The following is an 18,407-nucleotide window of genomic DNA, read 5'->3' as shown; positions in this document are numbered from 1 at the left end:
TCATTATATGCGAATGCCACGCTGCGCCGGCAATCCGCTGCGACCTTCGGGCTGCATGACATTTCGGTAAGGCTCAGGGGATTTCGTACACCATCATGCGGTCGGCGATGCCGCGCAGCGCCGCGTGCTTCTGAATTGGCGCGATCTTCGCGCCCCGCAGGATGTCGGCGACGCCGGGGCTCTCGATCACGGGCGCGGTGAGATGGATCTCCTGCGCGGTCGACAGGCTCTGCACGCGGGCGGCGATGTTGACGGTCTGGCCGAAATAGTCCTGGCGGTCGTTCAGCATCACCGCGAGACACGGCCCCTCGTGGATGCCGATCTTGACCACGAGGTCCTCGGTGCCGCGCTCGGCATTGAGCCGCTGCATCGCCGCGCGCATGCGCAGGCCGGCGGCGAGCGCATGCTCGGGCTTGACGAAGGTCGCCATCACGGCGTCGCCGATCGTCTTCACCACCGCGCCCTTCTCGGCGTTGATGATCTCCAGCAGCGCGCGGAAATGGGCGCGCACCAGGTCGAAGGCCGCGAGATCGCCGACACGCTCATACAGCGCGGTCGAGCTCTTGAGGTCGGTGAACAGGAAGGTCAGCGAGGTGATCTTCAGCCGCTGGTCGATGTTGAGATTGTCCGCCTTGAACACGTCGCGGAAGGTCTGGTTGGATAATATGCGCTTGGCGGTCAGGAAAGGCCGGCGCTTGCCAAGGAGATGGTGGAGCGCATCGCCGGCAACGAAGACGGTCGGCAGCGTCCGTACGCCGGCCTGATTGTCGAGCGCCAGTCGCAGCGGGCCTGGACGCAACGTGATCGATCCGGTCGGAGGATGCGCCCTGTTGAATAGTAGTCCGAGCTGCTGGCGTTCCCTGGTGGGCTCGCCCTGAACGTCGATGAAATGCGCAGAATGCGTCACCGGTTCGAAGATGATGATGAAATCGGATGGGAGCTGCAGCGAGAGCACGGCTTTTTCACCGGCTGGCAGCTCGAGCGCATCAAGCGTCACTTCTTCGCTGAGCGAGGCAAAAGTCTCCCGGTCGAGGTCGATCCCGGAACTCCAGAAGACCTGCTTGTAATACTCCCAGAGCGGCAGCGTGTTCGGATCGTGAGCGGCGATGCTCCTGACCTTGGAGCTCACGGTGAAAGCAACTTCGACCTGCTCGTCGATGGAAGGCTCGTAGCCGCAAGCGCATAGTCCGCAATGGTAATCGTCATGGCGGAGAGATTTCAGCGTGGCGTGCGCATCCAGCACGCCGCTGCAGCCAGGACAGAGCACGTTCCAAGTCAGATCGAACAAGCCGATCCGTGCAGCATGCAGGAACCCGGAAATAACCCGTTCTTCATCGAGACCGGCGCGCGCCGAGAACTCCAGGGCATTGATACGGTTGAGTTCGTGATCTTCACCCGCCTCAATCAACCGTGTGATCGCGTCCGCAACGGCCGGATCGGCGGTCTGCTTCAGAACCGAAAGCTGGGCCTGGATGTCGCTCATGGCGTGCTAAGATGGTGCCTAGCAAACCCACAAGCAAGAGACGAAGCGATGGCCCGGCCGCCGCCGGGATCAGACGCCCGCCCTGGGCGTGAGCTTGAACAGCGGCGAGCGATCCGGCTGGGTCGTGACCACGCCGACCGGCATCACGGGTGCGGCGTCGAGCATTTCGATGTCGAAGGCCGCCACCAGCCGTGCCAGCGCCAGCACCGCCTCGGTCAGGGCGAAATGAGCCCCGATGCAGACCCGCGCGCCCGCTCCGAACGGCAGATAGGCGAAGCGCTCCGGCGGCGGCGCACCCGGCATGAATCGTTCGGGCTTGAAGGCGTTGGGCGCATCCCACAGCTTCTCGTGCCGGTGCAGCAGCCACGGCGAGATCAGCACGACGTCGCCGCGCCTCACCTGGAACGCGGCGATCCGGTCGGGGCCGCTGGCTGCGCGCGCGATCAGGAACGCGGGCGGATAGAGCCGCAATGTCTCGTCCAGCACGGCGCGCGTGAACGGCAGTTGATCCGGATCGCTGAGATCGGTTGCGGCGCGGGCCTCCTGCGCGAGCTTGTACTGATTGGCCGGGTCGAGCGCGATCAGATACAGCGCCCAGAACAGCGCCGTTGCCGTGGTCTCGTGGCCGGCGAGGATCATGGTCGCGACCTCGTCGGCGAGTTGTGCATCGGTGAACGCCGCGCCGGTCTCGGGATCGCGTGCCGCGCCCATCAGGTCGAACAGGTCGCGCGGCGGTGCGTCCTCCAGCTTGCCGGCGGCGCGGCGCTCGGCCATCAGCATGGCGACGAAACCGGTCCAGCGCTTGCGGAACCGCCGGCGCGCGAAGTCGCGCGGCGTCGGCCAGGACAGCGGCAGCACGATGTCCAGCAGATGCGGGCTGGCCAGCCGCGCGCCATACTCGTAGACGAAATCGCGCAGGGTGGCACCATGGCGGCCCATCTCGAACGAGAACATCGTGCGGCCGGCGATGTCGAGCGTCATGCGCTGCATGATCTCGCGCAGGTCGAGCGCCTGCCCGCATTGCTGCTTCAGCCTGGCGACGGTCTCGTCGCTCACCGCGACCATGTGCGGGATGAGGCCGGAAACGGCGCGTGGCGTGAACGCCGGCGCGAGCGTCCGGCGCTGGTGCTTCCACGCCTTGCCTTCCGCGATCAGCAGCCCCTCGCCGAGCACCGGACGCAGCACGCGGATGGCGCCGACGGTGCGGGCGTAGTTCTCCCAATTGTCGACCAGCACGTGCTTGATCGTGTCGGGCGTATTGAGAATGTAGCTGGAGCTGCCGAAGAAGCGGCCGCGAATGATGTCGTCCTCATAGGCGCGCTGGCTCCAGGTCGCGATCGCGTTGTCGCCCATCATCAGCACGCGGCGCAGCGCGCCCATGCTGTCAGGCGCCCGCGGCGGTGTCGGCGGTATCAGCGGCAATCGTGCCTGCGGCAGATAATGGACGTCGGCGGTACTCATTCACGGCCTCTCGACGCTGTCACGAGCCTGGAACCACCGATCGGCTGCATCGCGAGCAACCGAGCCTCGGTTGCGGGGCCGCAACGGGCCGTCGCGCAACGACGGCCTTCTGCCAGAGGTAACTCTGTCGTCCCGCTCACAAGCGAGAGGGGCGCGCTTCCGCCCTCTCCGAGGCTATGATGTATCATCATACTCCAGCAACTAATTAGTCAGCTCGATCACCGCAATCCTGCTCTCCGATGCTGGCCAAAGACGGGCGGTGATGCGTTCCTCGTTGAACAGTCCGATGACGCTGCGTCCGACGTCGCCCGCAGGCAGCCGCAATGTCGTTGCCGCATCGGTCGGTATTCCCTTCTGTACGTCGGTTGGTTCCTTGCCGTCGAGCAGCACGATGTCGCGGGGCAGGCCGAAATAGCCGCGCGGCCTGATCATGATGAGAATCGCTCCGGCGCCGGCATCGGCCTGGCCGAGCGGCCGCGCCGCGCGCAGATGCACGACGTCGGACGAGCGCGGGAACGGCGAGCGGTAGAAGTGCGTGACCGGCGCGCCCGGCGAGGTCAGGACGATCTCGAGATAGGACGTCGGATCGACCTCCGCGGGACCCCAGCGCCCGTCGGCGCCGGTCTGGCCGCGATAGACAGGCTCGCCATTGCGTGCGCCGGTCTCGCTCGAGACGCGATAGACCTCCACGCTTGCGCCCGCGACCGGGCGATTGGTCGGCGCGCCGCCCGGCGTTCCCGTCACCAGACCGCTGAGCCGCACCTGCTGCTCGGGCTGGATCGCGATCTGCGTCGGCTCACGGCCGGCGATGAATTTGTAGATCTCGCGGAACGCGCGCGGGTGGAACGCGACCTCGCGATGGTCGAGCGCGCCGATCACGAGATTGGTTGCGCCCTTCAGCGCCGGCCCTTCGGACGTGATCCCGGTCGGCACGCCGGGCTTGCCGACCAGGCGGCCGTCGGCCTGGGCGTATTTGTCGAGCCCGTCGCTGCGCAGCGTCAGGAAGGCGGTGCCCTCGGTCACCTCGGTGTCGCCGGCATTCAGTCCGCGCAGGAACGGGCCGCGGCCGTTGAACTCGCTGCCGGGGCTGTCATCCCAGTCGAACACGCCATGATTGGGCGTTCCGCACAGCACGGCGTGGCTGACATCGGCGCCGCCGCCGTTCTTCACGACGTTGCGGATCGCATTGCCGCCACGCGAACTGCCGACCAGCGCGACGCGCGCAGCGCCCGTGCGCTCCTTCAGTGCCTTGATGGCCTCGGCGAGTTCGCGGCGCTGATCGTCGGTCGACGAGCGGTTCGGCTGCGCCACGGCGTCGTCGTTGCGCGCCAGCGGGTCGGTGAAGTTGAGCGCAGCGAGACGCGTGCGCGGCACGCCGTTGGATTCCATCCGCCACAGCGTGGTCATCCACAATGCCGCGTGGTCGCCATTGCCGTGCACGAACAGGACCGGAGGGATGTCGCCCACCGTCGTTGCCGCCGCGCTCTGGGCGCGTACCGGTAAGGGCAGACCGCTGGTGAGCAAGGGAAGGGTTCCCATTCCCTGCAAAATGTTGCGGCGCGTCAGCTTCATCGGCGGTCTCCCTTTGGTCTCATTCATTTGTGTTCGTTGGCCGCGATCCCCGATGCCGGCCTTTGCAGGCAGCACTGGACAGCGGCGGACATTCGCAGGCATCACATAGGTCCAGCTGGAATCAAGCGATAGTTCGATGCGAGCTTCAAGGCGAACTGGCGACGTGGACGGACCCGCATGAATGCGCCGCAGAAACGTGAGCTGTTCGCCGCCGAAGGCATCGCCGCGCCGCTGCGGCACGCGGTGTTCCGCCGCATCTGGCTGGCGAGCCTGCTGTCGAACCTGGGCCTGCTGATCCAGGCGGTCGGCGCCGCCTGGGCGATGACGCAGATGACGTCGTCGGCCGACAAGGTTGCGCTGGTGCAGACCGCCTTGATGCTGCCGGTGATGTTCATCTCGATGCCGGCCGGCGCCATCGCCGACATGTATGACCGGCGCATCGTCGCGCTGGTCGCGCTCGCCGTGGCGCTCGGCGGCGCCACCACGTTGACGGTGCTGGCATGGTACGGCCTGGTGACGCCGGAGCGCCTGCTCGCGCTGTGCTTCGTCATCGGCAGCGGCATGGCGCTGATGGGGCCGGCCTGGCAATCCTCCGTCAGCGAGCAGGTGCCGCCGGAGACGCTGCCGGCCGCGGTCGCGCTGAACGGCATCAGCTACAACATCGCGCGCAGCTTCGGTCCGGCGATCGGCGGCGTCGTGGTCGCGGCCGCCGGCGCGGTCGCCGCGTTCGCGGCCAATGCGCTGCTGTATCTGCCGCTGCTCGCGGCATTGTTCCTGTGGCGGCGCGTGGTCGAGCCGAGCCGGCTGCCGCGCGAGCCGCTCAACCGCGCCATCGTCTCCGGCGTCCGCTACATCGTCCATTCGCCGTCGATCCGGATCGTGCTGATCCGCACGCTGGTCACTGGCATCATCGGCGGCTCGATCTCGGCGCTGATGCCGCTGGTCGCGCGCGACCTGCTGCATGGCGGCGCGCAGACCTACGGCATCATGCTCGGCGCCTTCGGCATGGGCGCGGTGGTCGGCGCGCTCAACATCGGCGAGATCAGGAAACGGCTGTCTGGTGAGGCCGCGATCCGCACCTGCGCGCTCACCTTGGGCGCGGCCACCGCGGCCGTCGCGCTCAGCACCGCGCCGGTCCTGACGGCGGCGGCGCTCGTCATCGCCGGTGCGGTGTGGATGCTGGCGGTGGCGCTGTTCAACATCGGCGTGCAGCTTTCGGCACCCCGCTGGGTCGCGGGCCGCGCACTGGCGGCATTTCAGGCCGCGATCTCCGGCGGCATCGCGATCGGCAGTTGGGGTTGGGGGCGTCTCACCGACGCCGCCGGCGTCGAGGTCGCGCTGCTCGCGTCGGGAGCGCTGATGATGGTGTCGCCGCTGCTCGGCCTGTGGCTGCGGATGCCGCCGATCGGGGCCCGCAACGAGGACGGCGAGACCTTGGCCGATCCGGAGGTGCAGCTCGAGCTGACGCCGCGCTCGGGGCCGCTGGTGGTCGAGATCGAGTACCGCGTCGCTGAAGACAATGCCCGCGCGTTTCACGACCTGATGCAGGACGTGCAGCTCAGCCGCCAGCGCAACGGCGCCTATGGCTGGTCGATCGCGCGCGACATCGCCGACCCCGAATTATGGACCGAGCGCTATCACTGCCCGACCTGGATCGACTATCTGCGTCAGCGCAACCGCTCGACCCGCGCCGAGCGCGAGCTGCACAAGCGCGCGATCGACTTCCACATCGGCACCGACCCGGTGCGCATCCGCCGCATGCTGGAACGCCCGTTCGGCTCGGTCCGGGCCAGGGACGACATCGACCGCACCGCCGAGCAGGCGCCTGCTGTCGCCTCGGCGGCTCGCAGCGGGCCGTAGCTCCGGACCATCTGCACTGAGCAGGCGCTTACTGCCCGTGCTCGGTCAGCACCTTCTCGCAAGCCTTCGACAGCTTGGCCCGATGCTCCTTGAGACAGGCCAGCACCGCCTGATCGCCGTTGTTCATCACCGCGCGGCAATACCGCGAGACGTCGCGCGCGCAGGCATCCTGGCCGGGCTGCTGCTGGGCTGAGGCCGTCGACGCCAACAGGACCAGAGGGATAATCAGAGAGAGTTTGTTCATGACTGGCGCCTCGCTCCCGGGACTGAACGTTTGGCGGCGCTTTTAGTGGTCGCAACCGGCCGTCGCAAGCGCCTCGGTCGCAGCCGGGGTGCGCAGGCGGGAGCCGGAAGCGCTCTCAATTGGCCTCGTTGGCATCCGCGACCTTGCCGCTGCGCTTGGACATCTCGCGGTCGAGCACGACGCGGCAGCCGGAGCTGAGCGACGAGCGGTTCTTGATCATGCAGGCGGTGATCGCCGGGATGTTCGGGATCTCGCTGCTGCACAGGCGGAACGCGTCGCCGGTGCACATCTGCTGCGCCTCGGCGCTGAAGGCGAAGCTTGCCGTCGAGGAGAAGGTCGAGACGGCTGCGACGCTGGCGGCCGCCAGAGCGGCCTTGCGCAGGAGATTGAAGGACTTCGTCATGGCTGGCTCCCATTGGCGCCGCATGTTGGCGGGGCCGCGTGTTTCAATGCGTCCATCATGGCGGGATGCCCTGTTGGCAACCGTGATGCGGGTCACGCCAGATCCGGCGGCTCAACCCTGGCCGGCAGTTTCGGCAGGCCGATGGCCGCGGCGCCATGTCGCTCCGGTGAACGGCCGCTTCGGTGCGGGCATCATCCTGGAAATCTTGTCCGATCCTGGTCGTGTTGGCACCGCGTTAAGGAATCGTTGGCACTAATGGAAGCTAATTGAAGGAGGCGGACAGCGTTGCGTCCGCCATCGAGTGTCTCGCGTTTTCGGGAAGAGTAACCATGCGTAATGCGTTAGGCTTGCTGCTGGCCACCGTCGTCGCGGCGTTGGCGATCACCGGTGTCTGGTACTACGTATCGAAGCCCAGCGCCGCCAAGGCCGCCGCGCAGAGCGCAGCGGCGAAGCCGTCCGAGCCGGCGCCGCCTCCGGCGCGCGTCGCCGCCAAGGCCAGCTCGAAGGACGATGTCGAGACGACCGGTACCGTCTCCACGCGTATGGCGGCAAGCGCGCCGGCGCCCGTGCAGCCCAAATCGACCTGCGCCAATCCGGACGCGCTCGGCATCTCCCGCACCGTCATGGTCGACACCACCGGCGGCCCCGGTTTCGGCCTCGACCATTTCAAGCAGTTCGACTTCCTCGCCGACCACGAGGTGGTGCTGACCTTCGACGACGGCCCGTGGCCGGTCAACACGCCGGCGGTGCTGAAGGCGCTGGCCGACGAATGCACCACCGGCATCTTCTTCACCATCGGCAAGCATGCGACCTATCATCCGGAGATCCTGCGCCAGGTGCTGGCCGCCGGTCACGTCGTCGGCGTTCATACCTGGTCGCACGCCAATCTGAACGGCAAGAAGATGACCGACGAGACGGCGAAGGAGGAGCTCGAGAAGGGTTTCAGCGCTGTCAAGTTCGCGCTCGGCACCAACCCGGCGCCGTTCTTCCGCTTCCCGCAACTGCAGCACCGGTCCTCTGCCGTGGCCTATCTCGGCAGCCGCAATGTCGCGATGTTCTCCTGCGACGTCGACAGCTTCGACTTCCGCTCCAAGGATGCCGACCAGGTCGTCAACACCGTGATGACCGGGCTCGACAAGAAGGGCAAGGGCATCATCCTGATGCACGACTTCCAGAAGAACACTGCGCTGGCGCTGCCGACCCTGCTGCGGCGGCTCAAGGCCGGCGGCTACAAGGTGGTCGCGATGAAGCCGAAGGGCACGCTCGACACGCTGCCGGAATATGACGCGATGATCGGCCAGGATCCGAAGCTGCCGACGACAATGACCAATGCGCGGCCGATCTCGAGCGTGATCCAGACCATCTCGCAGTGATGCCTCGCTGCAGGGTCTCCTCGCGCGAAAGGCCGGGCATTCGCCCGGCCTTCTTCGTTTGTCGCCGATTGGCGGATGCTCACCAATAGATGCCGTGGCGATGCAGCTCGCGGACGATGCGGGCTTCGGTCCAGCTCTTGCGGCGCGTCCGGTCGGAGCGCGCCGATTTCGACCGCCGCGATGATTGCTGCACAGAGCCCGGCTGCGGTGCCGGCGCCGCAGCGGCGGTGGGCTGCGGCGGCGGCGGTGCGGCGGCCGGGGCCGCTGGCGCAACCGGTTGCGCAGCGGGCTGGACCTCGGCCGCGACGGCCGGCACCGGCGCCGGGGTGACGGTGACCTCGCCGGCTTGCTGGACGTAGGTCGGACGCGGCGCCCGCGCGGCGGCGTCGTTCGACGACAGCGACAGGCTGCGTGTGCCCTCGGCCTGCGCGACTGTGGCGGATGCGAGCACCATGGCTCCGATCAGGATCATCTTGCGCATCGAGTAAGCTCCCCTTTGTTGGCTGCGGGAAGGTTTAGGCGCCGGCGCGACCGTCCGATGTGACCCCCGTCACGCTCCGCATGGCAAGCGCGAATGAAGCCGGATGCCGGCACACGGCACTGCGGATCGGTGCGCCATCTTTCTCGAAACCTTTCCGGCGCCGCGGGGACGTCCGCTCAGGACGAGGGGAGTTCTGGACGAGCCCATCCGGAAATCCACCGGCGGCAGCACGTGGGCGGTGGGCGACACGATCCGGCACACCCGACTGTTGCTACCAAATTACCGTCAAGGCGCGGTGTTCCATGCTGCCGGTGAGATCCGGGGTTGAGGTATGATCGTATGTACGTGTACTGTTCGTTGGTGCTGTTCAGAAGCTTCGCCGAATCCGATAGGGAGACCGATCGATTCGGGGGAAGGATGCGCGCATGCGCCGGGTGATCGTTGCAGTGTTCTTGGCGGCCGTGACGCTGCTGGCCGCCAGCGGGCCGGGCCGGGCGCAGTCCGGCGACGACAACGTCGAAGAGATCTACATTGCGCGGAGCGTGCGCCAGGGCCGCGTCGTGCCGTCGGATTTCTGCGCGCCGACCAAGACCGGCTTCGCGCCGGCGCTGGAGGATCAGCTCTCGATCCACTCCGTCGGGGTCCGGCCGGCTGACGGCCGCATGACCGAGACCGGCGACAAGAGCATCGGCGAGATGCGGGTCTGCGTCGGCCAGGCGATGGATCCGACCCTGCTCGGCACCTACACCGAGGGCCAGCTCAACGGCATCGCATTCACCGGCATCGGCGATTGCCGGCTGGTGCGTGGCAATCTGCCGGAGGACGGCCTGCTCACGCACCGCTGCTTCCTGGCGCTGTCGGGCCTGCCTGAGCCGTATGTCGGCGGCTTCCTGGTTTCGAGCTCGCTGTATTCGAAGACGCCGTTCGGCACTGAAAGTTCGCCGCCGGGCTACGCCCAGGCCGGCATCCTGGTCATCCGCCTCTGGAAGAAGCGGCTGCCCTGAGGCAGCCGTTCGCGCGCTCAGGCCGGCGAGAAGGTCTGCACGAAGGCGCGCACCGTCGCGGACACCTTGTCCTCCGAGACGTGCCAGGCGGCGCCGTCATCGGCGGCGAAGAAGCTGGAGGCGTTGGAGCCGGCCCAGCGGAACACCTCGAACGACGGCCAGTACCAGATGTCCTCGAGGTTCGAATTGTTGACGACCTCATGCGCGACCAGCCGCATCGTGCTCTTCGACAGGCAGTCGGCCTGCACCACCGATTCATATTCGAACGAGGTGAGCAGCGGCACCGGCGACACGGTGACGATCACCTTGATGCCAGGCCGGATGCTGCGGATGAACTCGATCAGATAGAGCACGTTGTCGACGTTCTCCTGCACGCTGGCGGTGCGGAACTTGTACTTCTCGGCCAGCGCCCGCGAGTTCAGCGCGGTCGGCCGCGGCAGCACGAAGGCGCCGGTCTCGCGGTCGAAGAACGCCGCGGCGACGCCGAGCGTCAGGATGAAGACGTCGGCCTGCTTGATGACGGCGAGCGTATTCTCCTTGCTCGATCCCGGCGGCAGCAACTCGACGATGCGCTCGCGGATCTCGGGATCGATCTGGGCGTCGCGCAGCCAGTCGACGAACACGCGGTTGGCGAAGGTCGTGTTGATGTACTCCGAGATCTCCATGTGGTGGCTGGCATAGCCGCTGTCGGTGAGGCTCTTGGAGAGGTTGCGCGCGAAGCACGAGCCCATGGTGAAGAAGCGGGTGCTCTTGTCGAGGAATTTCGGCGCGGCGGCGAGGTTCACCGCGATGTGGCTGGTGATCAGCGTCTGCAGGTCGCCGAGGAAGTCCTTGGTCTCCGGATAGCGTCCGACCTTGGCGCGGCCCTTGGCTTCCTTGGCCTTGCCCTTCTTGGCGTTCGACCGCGCGAGCTCCAGCGTCTCGCGGTTGATCGGGTTGTCATAGGCCGGGTTGAGCTTGATCGCCTTTTCCAGCGCCGCGACCGCTTCCTCGAATTCGTTGCCCTGGGTCAGGATCTCGCTGAGCGAGAAATAGTCGGCGGCCTGGTTGGAGGCTGCCGCGAGCTTGCGGAACAGCTCCATCGAGCGCGTGAACGGGCCGACATGGCTGCAGCGCACGGCGGCGCTGCGGATCAGGTGCAGATTGCCTTCGGTGGCCTGCTCAAAGATCTCAGGGTTCTCGTCGAGGATCGCCAGCATCATGTCGCGCGCTTCGGCGCGCTTCTTGTGTGAGCCGTCGTCGATCAGCTGCGCATAGATGAAGCGCGCGTTGATGTCCTTGGGGTCGAGCTCGAGCAGCTTCTGGAACGCGAGCTGGGCGCTGACGAAGTCCTTGTCCTCGATGTATTTGTAGGCGAGCGTCCGGATCTGGCCGACGATGGATTGAAACTGGGTGTGGCTGTCGAGGGCAGTCGTGCTCATGTCGCGGGTTCGCCTTTGTCTCGCGTTGCGTCTTCGGCCGTTGGTCCGGCGCCGCTGCCGGCAGCCGGTGCATCGCCAGTGCCGGTCGAATCGTCACGTGCACAGGCGCCATGCCCTTGCGAGAGACGTCCCACCATGACCTCTGGATACTGATCGCCACCGGCTTGGCCGCTGGCGTACGCCCGAGCGCAACCGGCACCTGCGGGATTCGAACGCGACGGACGCGCTCGTCCGGATCGCCGCCAGCCGCCAGTGCGGGCATTCATCCCGCCGCTCGCGCCGAACGATGGCGCGATTTGGGTTAAGCAATTCTTAACCGGCAAATGGAGCGCGGCGAGCGGGCGCGTCAGGAAAGGAGAGACGGGGACGGAAGGAGAGGCTGGTGCCGCAAGAGGGCGCCTCGCTATAGGCGCATCCTACTGACTTAGCTTATGTATTTTTGTGCGATTTCAACGAAAGCCAACGAAAAGGCCAACATTTTTCGCGGCCACGGCCGAACGATCCCGACCGCCGCGCAGATTTGTCGCTGCGCGTGCGTGTGGCGGATTGAACACCGATGCCGGGTGCGCTCCGAAGGCGAAGGCCAGACGTTCGAATCGTGTCGCGTGCGCCACTTCGGTACCAAACTGGGCCGTCTTTGCGCCCGAGGCACCGACCAGCGTGCGCAGGAGCGCGCTTTCGATCCCATGATGCGAAGCTCTTTCGCGTCCACTTCGACGCGTTGGGCGAGCGCGCGGAGGTAGTCGCGCCGGTAGCTCTTCGAGTCAGTCCTCATGCGTTTGCGGGCCTGGCTGGCGAGGTTTTGATTGCCTGGGGTGTGATGCTCGGCCCAGCCCGATCCAGCGCACCCTCAGCCTGCTCTGCGCCAGCGCGGGCTCTTGTTGCGCTGCGCCTTCAGCGCCGCCCGCACATGCTGGGTCTCCAGGCAGATCGCCGGCAGGCGAAGCTTGAGCAACTCGGGATGCAGCCACGGCAACAGCGCCCCGGCCTCGTGGCCGACCCGCCTTAAGCGGCCGAGATATGGCGCCAGTGCTCCCCTGACCGCATTCGGGTCGGTCATCACCGCGACCTCCAGCAGCACTTCGCCCTTGTCGTCGACCACGCAAATCGTGGTTCGATCCATGCCGACATCCAGCCCGCAGAAGAACTCCATTGCGCGCCTCCTGTGTGGTCGAGAGCGCTCATTCTGCATGGCCGCCGCTGTCGCGTCAGCTGACGGACGGTCAGGCCGATAACGGACGGCAGTCCTAATCGGTCGAGATCCACACCTACTCGGTCGGTAAGGTTGGGTATTGTCGATAGCGGACCAGGAGGCGGACATGGCAATGCCGACGCGAATGACCCTAAGCTGACCTCGCCGGCGGGACCACGGCCTTACGCCCAAGGAGCACAACCATCGCAGCCAAAAGCTGGATGCAAGCGACAATCCCGAACGCCGTTCCATAACCCGAAGTCGCATCGCGGAGAGCACCAACAATGGCTGGCGCGAACGCAAATACTGCCTGATTGATGGCAACGATCAGCGCAACCACCGCCACCACATCCTTACGATCGAACTCCTTCTGCGCGATCAATGGCGGCAAAGTCGTAAGATTCCCGATGCCAAATCCGAAGATGACGCAGCCAAATGTCAGTACGATCCATCCGTTGCCGAAGATGAGCAGCAGAACTCCTACGGTCTGAACCGCGAAGTTAATGGCTGCGGCGATCCGCCGGTCGTGATCTCCGATCCACCATCCCGTCAGAGTCCGTCCGATTACTGCACATGCCGTCGCTAGGCTGAGAAGCAGGCCCGCAGTTGTCGCACCAACATCGGGAGTGAGGCGGGAGACCAAGTGTGACAGAAGGCCGATCTGCGCAAACAAGCCAAGCGCAAACGCCGCCGAAAGCGTAAGGAATCCCGGCATACGAATAATGCTAGAGCGAGATAGTCTCGTTGTCGGTTTCGCGACAACCGTAGGCACTCCGTTGCCATCGGGAGAGAGACCAAGGCTGGTGGGGGACAGCCTGAAGTATCGAATAGAAATCCAACCCATAACGCCGAGGGCAACAATGGACACGGCCAGCGCCGCGGTTTGAAAGCCGAGCCAATCGATCAAGAAGAGCCACAAAGGCACGAACAGAACCCCCCCGACACTTGCGCCATTGAACGCCAGACTCATCGCCTTCGGGCGATCGCGCTCGAACCATCTGGCGACAATGGCGTTTAGGGCAGCACCACTTGTAGCGGCCCAACCTCCCGCACTCGGAATGGCCGCTAAGAAGAGTTGCCACGGCTCCCACGATCTGGACCATCCGATCAACCCGATGGCCATCAGAAGAGCACCGCCCAGTGTCGTCCCGGCAATCCCAATTCTGCGATGAATGTCGGGCAAATACGCGACCAGGAGCGCACTCAGCACGAAATGAAAGGTAATGGCAGCCGAGATTTCCGAGATGGACCATCCGCGCGAGGAGTGCAGAGTCGGAAGAAAGACCGAAGGACCATAGAAGCCGATGCCCCAGGCGAGCACCGCCAAGGTAAAGGCAGCCCATGCCACCGACCAACCAACGAAATGCTGCTCGTCACCCATTGTCTCGCTCACTCATGCTGATAGGTTGATGGCGTCGTAGCAATTGGAGCGTGTTGTGGCTCGCCGGAATCGGACTCCGTCGTCGGCTTTAACGGACATCGGGAGGCTTGATCCCGTTGTATGCGAACGTGCCCGAGTGAGTCGCGACAAGAGCTATGACGGCCTGTTCTTCTCAGGCGTCCGAACCACGAGGATCTATTGCAGGCCGGTGTGCCCGGTGCGCCCCGCCAAGGCCGAAAACGTGACGTTTTATCTTTCGGCAGCTGCAGCTGAGCAGGAGGGATTTCGACCATGCCTCAGATGCCGCCCCGAAACGGCACCGTTCTCTCCAGCTTGGAAGGGCTCACGGACGACAGTTGAGCGCGCCCTACGTCTGATTAGCAGTGGTGCACTAGACGATGCGAACATCGAAACACTCGCAGAACGTCTCGGCATCGGACCGCGGCATCTATCACGCCTATTCAAAAAATATGTCGGCGCAAGTCCCGCCCAAGTCGCGCGAACGGGGCGTGTTCAACGAGCAAAGCGTCTCTTGGACGAGACGAAGCTTCCGATGACCGAGGTCGCACTTAGATCAGGATTCTGCAGCCTACGGCGTTTCAACAGTGTGTTTGCTGAGGTATACAAGCGTCCACCGACTTCGATCCGGCGGGCGAAGGCTTGATCCGCTAATACGAACCCGCCCGACGTCTGATGTTGTCCCATCTGGGACCTTCGGGCCGGCGCCTGGAACGCCTACTGCTGGATACAACCGGACGTAAGTTACTGGCCGACCGGAAGGTGGCTTTTGACCGATTCCGTTGAAAAAGTCGGCAGTAGTTTCGTCGTGAACGCCATCTGTTTCGAGGACGAATTGGCGCGTTGTGGTTCACGCGGGCGTCAGCGCGGGCATCGGGATCAGCTTGGCCATCTTACGAAGGTTCTGAGCGGCTGCAGCGAGGGTGAACTCGTCGCGTGCGCCGTTCGGCCCTCTTAGTCGCAGCCGATCTAGCTTGAGGATGCGCTTGAGATGCGCGAACAGCATCTCAATCTTCTTGCGGAGCCGGCGTGAAGTGCGGCCTTCCCATGAGCTTGCGATCTCGCGTGCCATGTCGCGAGCGCCCTCGTAGATCGAGCGCGGCACTTTTCGAGCCGGGGTGTTGGGGCAACACCTGCTTCTTAGAGAGCATGCTTGACAATCGCGCTTGCTCGCACGGTAGAGGACCGTCGTGTCGTTGTTCACCAGCGTCCCTGTAGTGGTGAGGGGGTTGCCAGCGGGGCAGCGATAGACGTCCCTGGTATGGTCGTAGGTGAAGGCCTCACGCGAGAAGGTCCCGTCGGTGCGGGCCGACTTGTCGAAGACGGTCACGTGCGGCTCGATCCCGTGCTCGTAGACCAGCCACCCGAGCATCTCAGCGGAGCCATAGGCGCTGTCGCCGAGAAGCCGGCTTGGATAAAGATCGAACCTTTCGATTGAACGCTCAATCATGCGCTTGGCGGCCAATACTTCTGCCTGGCGGATCGCCGTGGTCGCTTCGACATCGACGATGATCGCATTCTCGACGTCGACCAGATAGTTCGTCGAGTAGGCGAAGAAGGCTTGGCCGCCGTGCGCTCCCGTCCAGCGCGCCGCCGGGTCGGAGGGCGATACAAACTTGGGCGTGACCTCCGTCGCGGCACCGAACGCGGCATCATCAAGAACGGCAAGATACTCGTCGATCGCTCGACCCGCAGCCTCCGGCGGAAGCCTCTTATCGCCTTCGATTCCCTTCTGCCGATTGGCATCCGCCTTGATCAGGCTCGCGTCGACTGCGAACCCTTCGCCGCCGATCAGGCGCTCCCGGATGCAGCGGCGCAAGACGGTCTCGAACACGCGACGGAAGAGATCGCTCTCACGGAAGCGGCCGTGCCTGTTCTTCGAGAACGTCGAGTGATCGGGGACGCCTCCATCTAGACCCAGCCGGCAAAACCAGCGGTATGCCAGATTGAGATGGACTTCATCGCAGAGGCGCCGTTCCGATCGGATGCCGAAGCAATAGCCGATCAAGAGCATCCTGATCATCAGCTCCGGATCGATCGAGGGCCGCCCGATGTTGCTGTAGAACGGCGCCAGCTCCCGCCGTAAGTCCTCAAGGTCGACGAACCTATCGATCGACCGCACGAGGTGGTCGGCTGGGATGTGCCTTTCCAGCGAGAACTCATAGAACAACGCAGCCTGTTCGACTTGCCGATGCCCCATCATGACCTTCAGTCCTGCCCACTAGACAGACTGAATCACCGATATCTCTGCGTCGCAACTGCTGACTTTTTCAACAGAATCGACCCTGAGCAGACATCCCGGTCAGATGCGGACTGATAGCACTCAATGGACCTTTGCATCAGCCTCAATATGCTCGACGGATCGCATCGTATTTTTGAGGTGTTCGGCGCGTTCGCGGACCAGCCAATAGATCAAGCCTCCGATCGCGCCAGAAATCAGAACTGGGAGTCCGTTTGCCTCTAGGGCCAGCGCGAAGCCTTCCGTGAAGCTTGGATGGCCGCGCGCGGGGAATAGGCCTCCCAAGCAACCCCAAGCGAGGATCGCTGCGAGAGCCGAACCGCTGGCGCTGTAGACTGGTCCTCCAAAAGGCAACCATCGCGACATCCCCGTGATCAAGCACCAAGGCAAGAACATCAGCAAAAGCGCCAACGCAAAGACATAGGGCCAAACCTGCAAGGTCTCGCTCCCAACTTCAATGAGGTTCAGCCCTTTTCCTGCCGGATCGCGGGAGTCGCGACAGGCCATCCAAACGGTGAAGACCGCTGATGACGTTGCGCTCGCGGCAAAATAGGCCGCCAAGCGGGCCACTATCCTCATGCCATCGTTCCCCTCTGATGCCCGGATCATCTGGATGATTGCACGGCTCCCTTTGAAGGCCCAGGTCGGCTTGTGGCCGATTCTGTTGAAAAAGTCAGCAGTTGCGACGCAGAGATATCGGTGATTCAGTCTGTCTAGTGGGCAGGACTGAAGGTCATGATGGGGCATCGGCAAGTCGAACAGGCTGCGTTGTTCTATGAGTTCTCGCTGGAAAGGCACATCCCAGCCGACCACCTCGTGCGGTCGATCGATAGGTTCGTCGACCTTGAGGACTTACGGCGGGAGCTGGCGCCGTTCTACAGCAACATCGGGCGGCCCTCGATCGATCCGGAGCTGATGATCAGGATGCTCTTGATCGGCTATTGCTTCGGCATCCGATCGGAACGGCGCCTCTGCGATGAAGTCCATCTCAATCTGGCATACCGCTGGTTTTGCCGGCTGGGTCTAGATGGAGGCGTCCCCGATCACTCGACGTTCTCGAAGAACAGGCACGGCCGCTTCCGTGAGAGCGATCTCTTCCGTCGCGTGTTCGAGACCGTCTTGCGCCGCTGCATCCGGGAGCGCCTGATCGGCGGCGAAGGGTTCGCAGTCGACGCGAGCCTGATCAAGGCGGATGCCAATCGGCAGAAGGGAATCGAAGGCGATAAGAGGCTTCCGCCGGAGGCTGCGGGTCGAGCGATCGACGAGTATCTTGCCGTTCTTGATGATGCCGCGTTCGGTGCCGCGACGGAGGTCACGCCCAAGTTTGTATCGCCCTCCGACCCGGCGGCGCGCTGGACGGGAGCGCACGGCGGCCAAGCCTTCTTCGCCTACTCGACGAACTATCTGGTCGACGTCGAGAATGCGATCATCGTCGATGTCGAAGCGACCACGGCGATCCGCCAGGCAGAAGTATTGGCCGCCAAGCGCATGATTGAGCGTTCAATCGAAAGGTTCGATCTTTATCCAAGCCGGCTTCTCGGCGACAGCGCCTATGGCTCCGCTGAGATGCTCGGGTGGCTGGTCTACGAGCACGGGATCGAGCCGCACGTGACCGTCTTCGACAAGTCGGCCCGCACCGACGGGACCTTCTCGCGTGAGGCCTTCACCTACGACCATACCAGGGACGTCTATCGCTGCCCCGCTGGCAACCCCCTCACCACTACAGGGACGCTGGTGAACAACGACACGACGGTCCTCTACCGTGCGAGCAAGCGCGATTGTCAAGCATGCTCTCTAAGAAGCAGGTGTTGCCCCAACACCCCGGCTCGAAAAGTGCCGCGCTCGATCTACGAGGGCGCTCGCGACATGGCACGCGAGATCGCAAGCTCATGGGAAGGCCGCACTTCACGCCGGCTCCGCAAGAAGATTGAGATGCTGTTCGCGCATCTCAAGCGCATCCTCAAGCTAGATCGGCTGCGACTAAGAGGGCCGAACGGCGCACGCGACGAGTTCACCCTCGCTGCAGCCGCTCAGAACCTTCGTAAGATGGCCAAGCTGATCCCGATGCCCGCGCTGACGCCCGCGTGAACCACAACGCGCCAATTCGTCCTCGAAACAGATGGCGTTCACGACGAAACTACTGCCGACTTTTTCAACGGAATCGACCTAAACCGGACCTTCGTTCGCACCGCTGTCATTTTGGGGTTGCAAAGCTTCAGTCAACGTATGCTGGTACGTTGAGGGAGAGTACCGAGGCATCGTGGCCTCCTGGAGT

15 protein-coding genes and 1 pseudogene are annotated in these 18,407 nt (G+C 64.4%); 5 read left to right on the top strand and 11 right to left on the bottom strand.

Translation table 11 applies throughout. The annotated features are described in order from the left end of the window. Positions 1-73: 73 nt before the first annotated feature. The 3 genes from QX094_RS11865 to QX094_RS11855 form a co-directional block, all read right to left on the bottom strand. Positions 74-1,483 (bottom strand): adenylate/guanylate cyclase domain-containing protein, encoded by a 1,410-nt coding sequence (locus QX094_RS11865; RefSeq protein ID WP_316166436.1) that lies wholly within the window; start codon positions 1,481-1,483, stop codon positions 74-76. Between the two features lie 69 nt (positions 1,484-1,552). Next, positions 1,553-2,944, bottom strand: a complete 1,392-nt coding sequence (locus tag QX094_RS11860; protein WP_316173433.1) for a cytochrome P450 — start codon at positions 2,942-2,944, stop codon at positions 1,553-1,555. Between the two features lie 201 nt (positions 2,945-3,145). Then, a complete protein-coding gene (locus QX094_RS11855; protein ID WP_316173432.1) occupies positions 3,146-4,516 on the bottom strand; it encodes a hydrolase in 1,371 nt (456 codons plus the stop codon). Positions 4,517-4,693: 177 nt separating this feature from the next. On the opposite strand from QX094_RS11855, the gene QX094_RS11850 reads away from it, so the two are divergent. Continuing rightward, positions 4,694-6,376, top strand: coding sequence for an MFS transporter (locus QX094_RS11850; RefSeq protein WP_316173431.1), 1,683 nt, complete (start codon positions 4,694-4,696; stop codon positions 6,374-6,376). A 28-nt stretch (positions 6,377-6,404) separates the two neighbouring features. Here QX094_RS11850 and QX094_RS11845 read toward each other — a convergent pair whose 3' ends face one another. Both QX094_RS11845 and QX094_RS11840 read right to left on the bottom strand, forming a co-directional pair. Then, entirely contained in the window at positions 6,405-6,620 is a 216-nt protein-coding gene (locus QX094_RS11845; RefSeq protein ID WP_316173429.1) for a hypothetical protein, read from the bottom strand. Positions 6,621-6,735: 115 nt separating this feature from the next. Further along, complete coding sequence (locus tag QX094_RS11840; protein WP_316169979.1) at positions 6,736-7,023, bottom strand: hypothetical protein; 288 nt, start codon at positions 7,021-7,023, stop codon at positions 6,736-6,738. A gap of 329 nt (positions 7,024-7,352) precedes the next feature. On the opposite strand from QX094_RS11840, the gene QX094_RS11835 reads away from it, so the two are divergent. Then, positions 7,353-8,396: a polysaccharide deacetylase family protein gene (locus QX094_RS11835; protein ID WP_315716724.1), complete on the top strand. Its 1,044-nt coding sequence runs from the start codon at positions 7,353-7,355 to the stop codon at positions 8,394-8,396. Between the two features lie 79 nt (positions 8,397-8,475). Here QX094_RS11835 and QX094_RS11830 read toward each other — a convergent pair whose 3' ends face one another. Further along, complete coding sequence (locus QX094_RS11830) at positions 8,476-8,877, bottom strand: hypothetical protein (RefSeq protein WP_315716723.1); 402 nt, start codon at positions 8,875-8,877, stop codon at positions 8,476-8,478. A 425-nt stretch (positions 8,878-9,302) separates the two neighbouring features. Here QX094_RS11830 and QX094_RS11825 point away from each other — a divergent pair, with 425 nt between their 5' ends. Then, a complete protein-coding gene (locus tag QX094_RS11825; RefSeq protein WP_315716722.1) occupies positions 9,303-9,881 on the top strand; it encodes a hypothetical protein in 579 nt (192 codons plus the stop codon). 17 nt (positions 9,882-9,898) lie between these two features. On the opposite strand, the gene QX094_RS11820 is transcribed toward QX094_RS11825, so the two are convergent. The 3 genes and pseudogenes from QX094_RS11820 to QX094_RS11810 all read right to left on the bottom strand — a co-directional run bounded on the left by QX094_RS11820 (position 9,899) and on the right by QX094_RS11810 (position 13,875). Beyond that, positions 9,899-11,302: a GSCFA domain-containing protein gene (locus QX094_RS11820; protein WP_315716721.1), complete on the bottom strand. Its 1,404-nt coding sequence runs from the start codon at positions 11,300-11,302 to the stop codon at positions 9,899-9,901. 868 nt (positions 11,303-12,170) lie between these two features. Next, positions 12,171-12,455: pseudogene (locus tag QX094_RS11815) on the bottom strand (IS110 family transposase); the annotation flags it as partial. A gap of 190 nt (positions 12,456-12,645) precedes the next feature. Beyond that, the gene (locus QX094_RS11810; RefSeq protein WP_315718668.1) at positions 12,646-13,875 is read right to left on the bottom strand and encodes an MFS transporter; all 1,230 of its coding nucleotides are present in this window, start codon (positions 13,873-13,875) and stop codon (positions 12,646-12,648) included. Positions 13,876-13,930: 55 nt separating this feature from the next. On the opposite strand from QX094_RS11810, the gene QX094_RS11805 reads away from it, so the two are divergent. Next, entirely contained in the window at positions 13,931-14,539 is a 609-nt protein-coding gene (locus QX094_RS11805) for a bifunctional transcriptional activator/DNA repair enzyme AdaA (RefSeq protein ID WP_315718667.1), read from the top strand. A gap of 204 nt (positions 14,540-14,743) precedes the next feature. Here QX094_RS11805 and QX094_RS11800 read toward each other — a convergent pair whose 3' ends face one another. Together QX094_RS11800 and QX094_RS11795 are read right to left on the bottom strand one after the other, a co-directional pair. Then, on the bottom strand, positions 14,744-16,096 hold the full coding sequence (locus QX094_RS11800) for an IS1182 family transposase (RefSeq protein WP_316167505.1): 1,353 nt from the start codon (positions 16,094-16,096) through the stop codon (positions 14,744-14,746). Between the two features lie 120 nt (positions 16,097-16,216). After that, positions 16,217-16,693, bottom strand: coding sequence for a hypothetical protein (locus QX094_RS11795; RefSeq protein ID WP_315723447.1), 477 nt, complete (start codon positions 16,691-16,693; stop codon positions 16,217-16,219). Between the two features lie 174 nt (positions 16,694-16,867). Here QX094_RS11795 and QX094_RS11790 point away from each other — a divergent pair, with 174 nt between their 5' ends. Beyond that, a complete protein-coding gene (locus QX094_RS11790; protein ID WP_316167505.1) occupies positions 16,868-18,220 on the top strand; it encodes an IS1182 family transposase in 1,353 nt (450 codons plus the stop codon). Positions 18,221-18,407 lie beyond the last annotated feature (187 nt).

Source organism: Bradyrhizobium sp. SZCCHNS1050, from assembly GCF_032484785.1.
Lineage (GTDB): Bacteria > Pseudomonadota > Alphaproteobacteria > Rhizobiales > Xanthobacteraceae > Bradyrhizobium.
This window is presented reverse-complemented; position numbering and strand designations above follow the sequence as displayed.

Bases quoted from the DNA above. Each gene is read 5' to 3' on its own strand.
- QX094_RS11800 (WP_316167505.1), bottom strand. From the start codon at position 16,096: ATGATGGGGCATCGGCAAGTCGAACAGGCTGCGTTGTTCTATGAGTTC.
- QX094_RS11840 (WP_316169979.1), bottom strand. From the start codon at position 7,023: ATGACGAAGTCCTTCAATCTCCTGCGCAAGGCCGCTCTGGCGGCCGCC.
- QX094_RS11820 (WP_315716721.1), bottom strand. From the start codon at position 11,302: ATGAGCACGACTGCCCTCGACAGCCACACCCAGTTTCAATCCATCGTC.
- QX094_RS11845 (WP_316173429.1), bottom strand. From the start codon at position 6,620: ATGAACAAACTCTCTCTGATTATCCCTCTGGTCCTGTTGGCGTCGACG.
- QX094_RS11850 (WP_316173431.1), top strand. From the start codon at position 4,694: ATGAATGCGCCGCAGAAACGTGAGCTGTTCGCCGCCGAAGGCATCGCC.
- QX094_RS11855 (WP_316173432.1), bottom strand. From the start codon at position 4,516: ATGAAGCTGACGCGCCGCAACATTTTGCAGGGAATGGGAACCCTTCCC.
- QX094_RS11810 (WP_315718668.1), bottom strand. From the start codon at position 13,875: ATGGGTGACGAGCAGCATTTCGTTGGTTGGTCGGTGGCATGGGCTGCC.
- QX094_RS11860 (WP_316173433.1), bottom strand. From the start codon at position 2,944: ATGAGTACCGCCGACGTCCATTATCTGCCGCAGGCACGATTGCCGCTG.
- QX094_RS11865 (WP_316166436.1), bottom strand. From the start codon at position 1,483: ATGAGCGACATCCAGGCCCAGCTTTCGGTTCTGAAGCAGACCGCCGAT.
- QX094_RS11835 (WP_315716724.1), top strand. From the start codon at position 7,353: ATGCGTAATGCGTTAGGCTTGCTGCTGGCCACCGTCGTCGCGGCGTTG.
- QX094_RS11825 (WP_315716722.1), top strand. From the start codon at position 9,303: ATGCGCCGGGTGATCGTTGCAGTGTTCTTGGCGGCCGTGACGCTGCTG.
- QX094_RS11830 (WP_315716723.1), bottom strand. From the start codon at position 8,877: ATGCGCAAGATGATCCTGATCGGAGCCATGGTGCTCGCATCCGCCACA.
- QX094_RS11790 (WP_316167505.1), top strand. From the start codon at position 16,868: ATGATGGGGCATCGGCAAGTCGAACAGGCTGCGTTGTTCTATGAGTTC.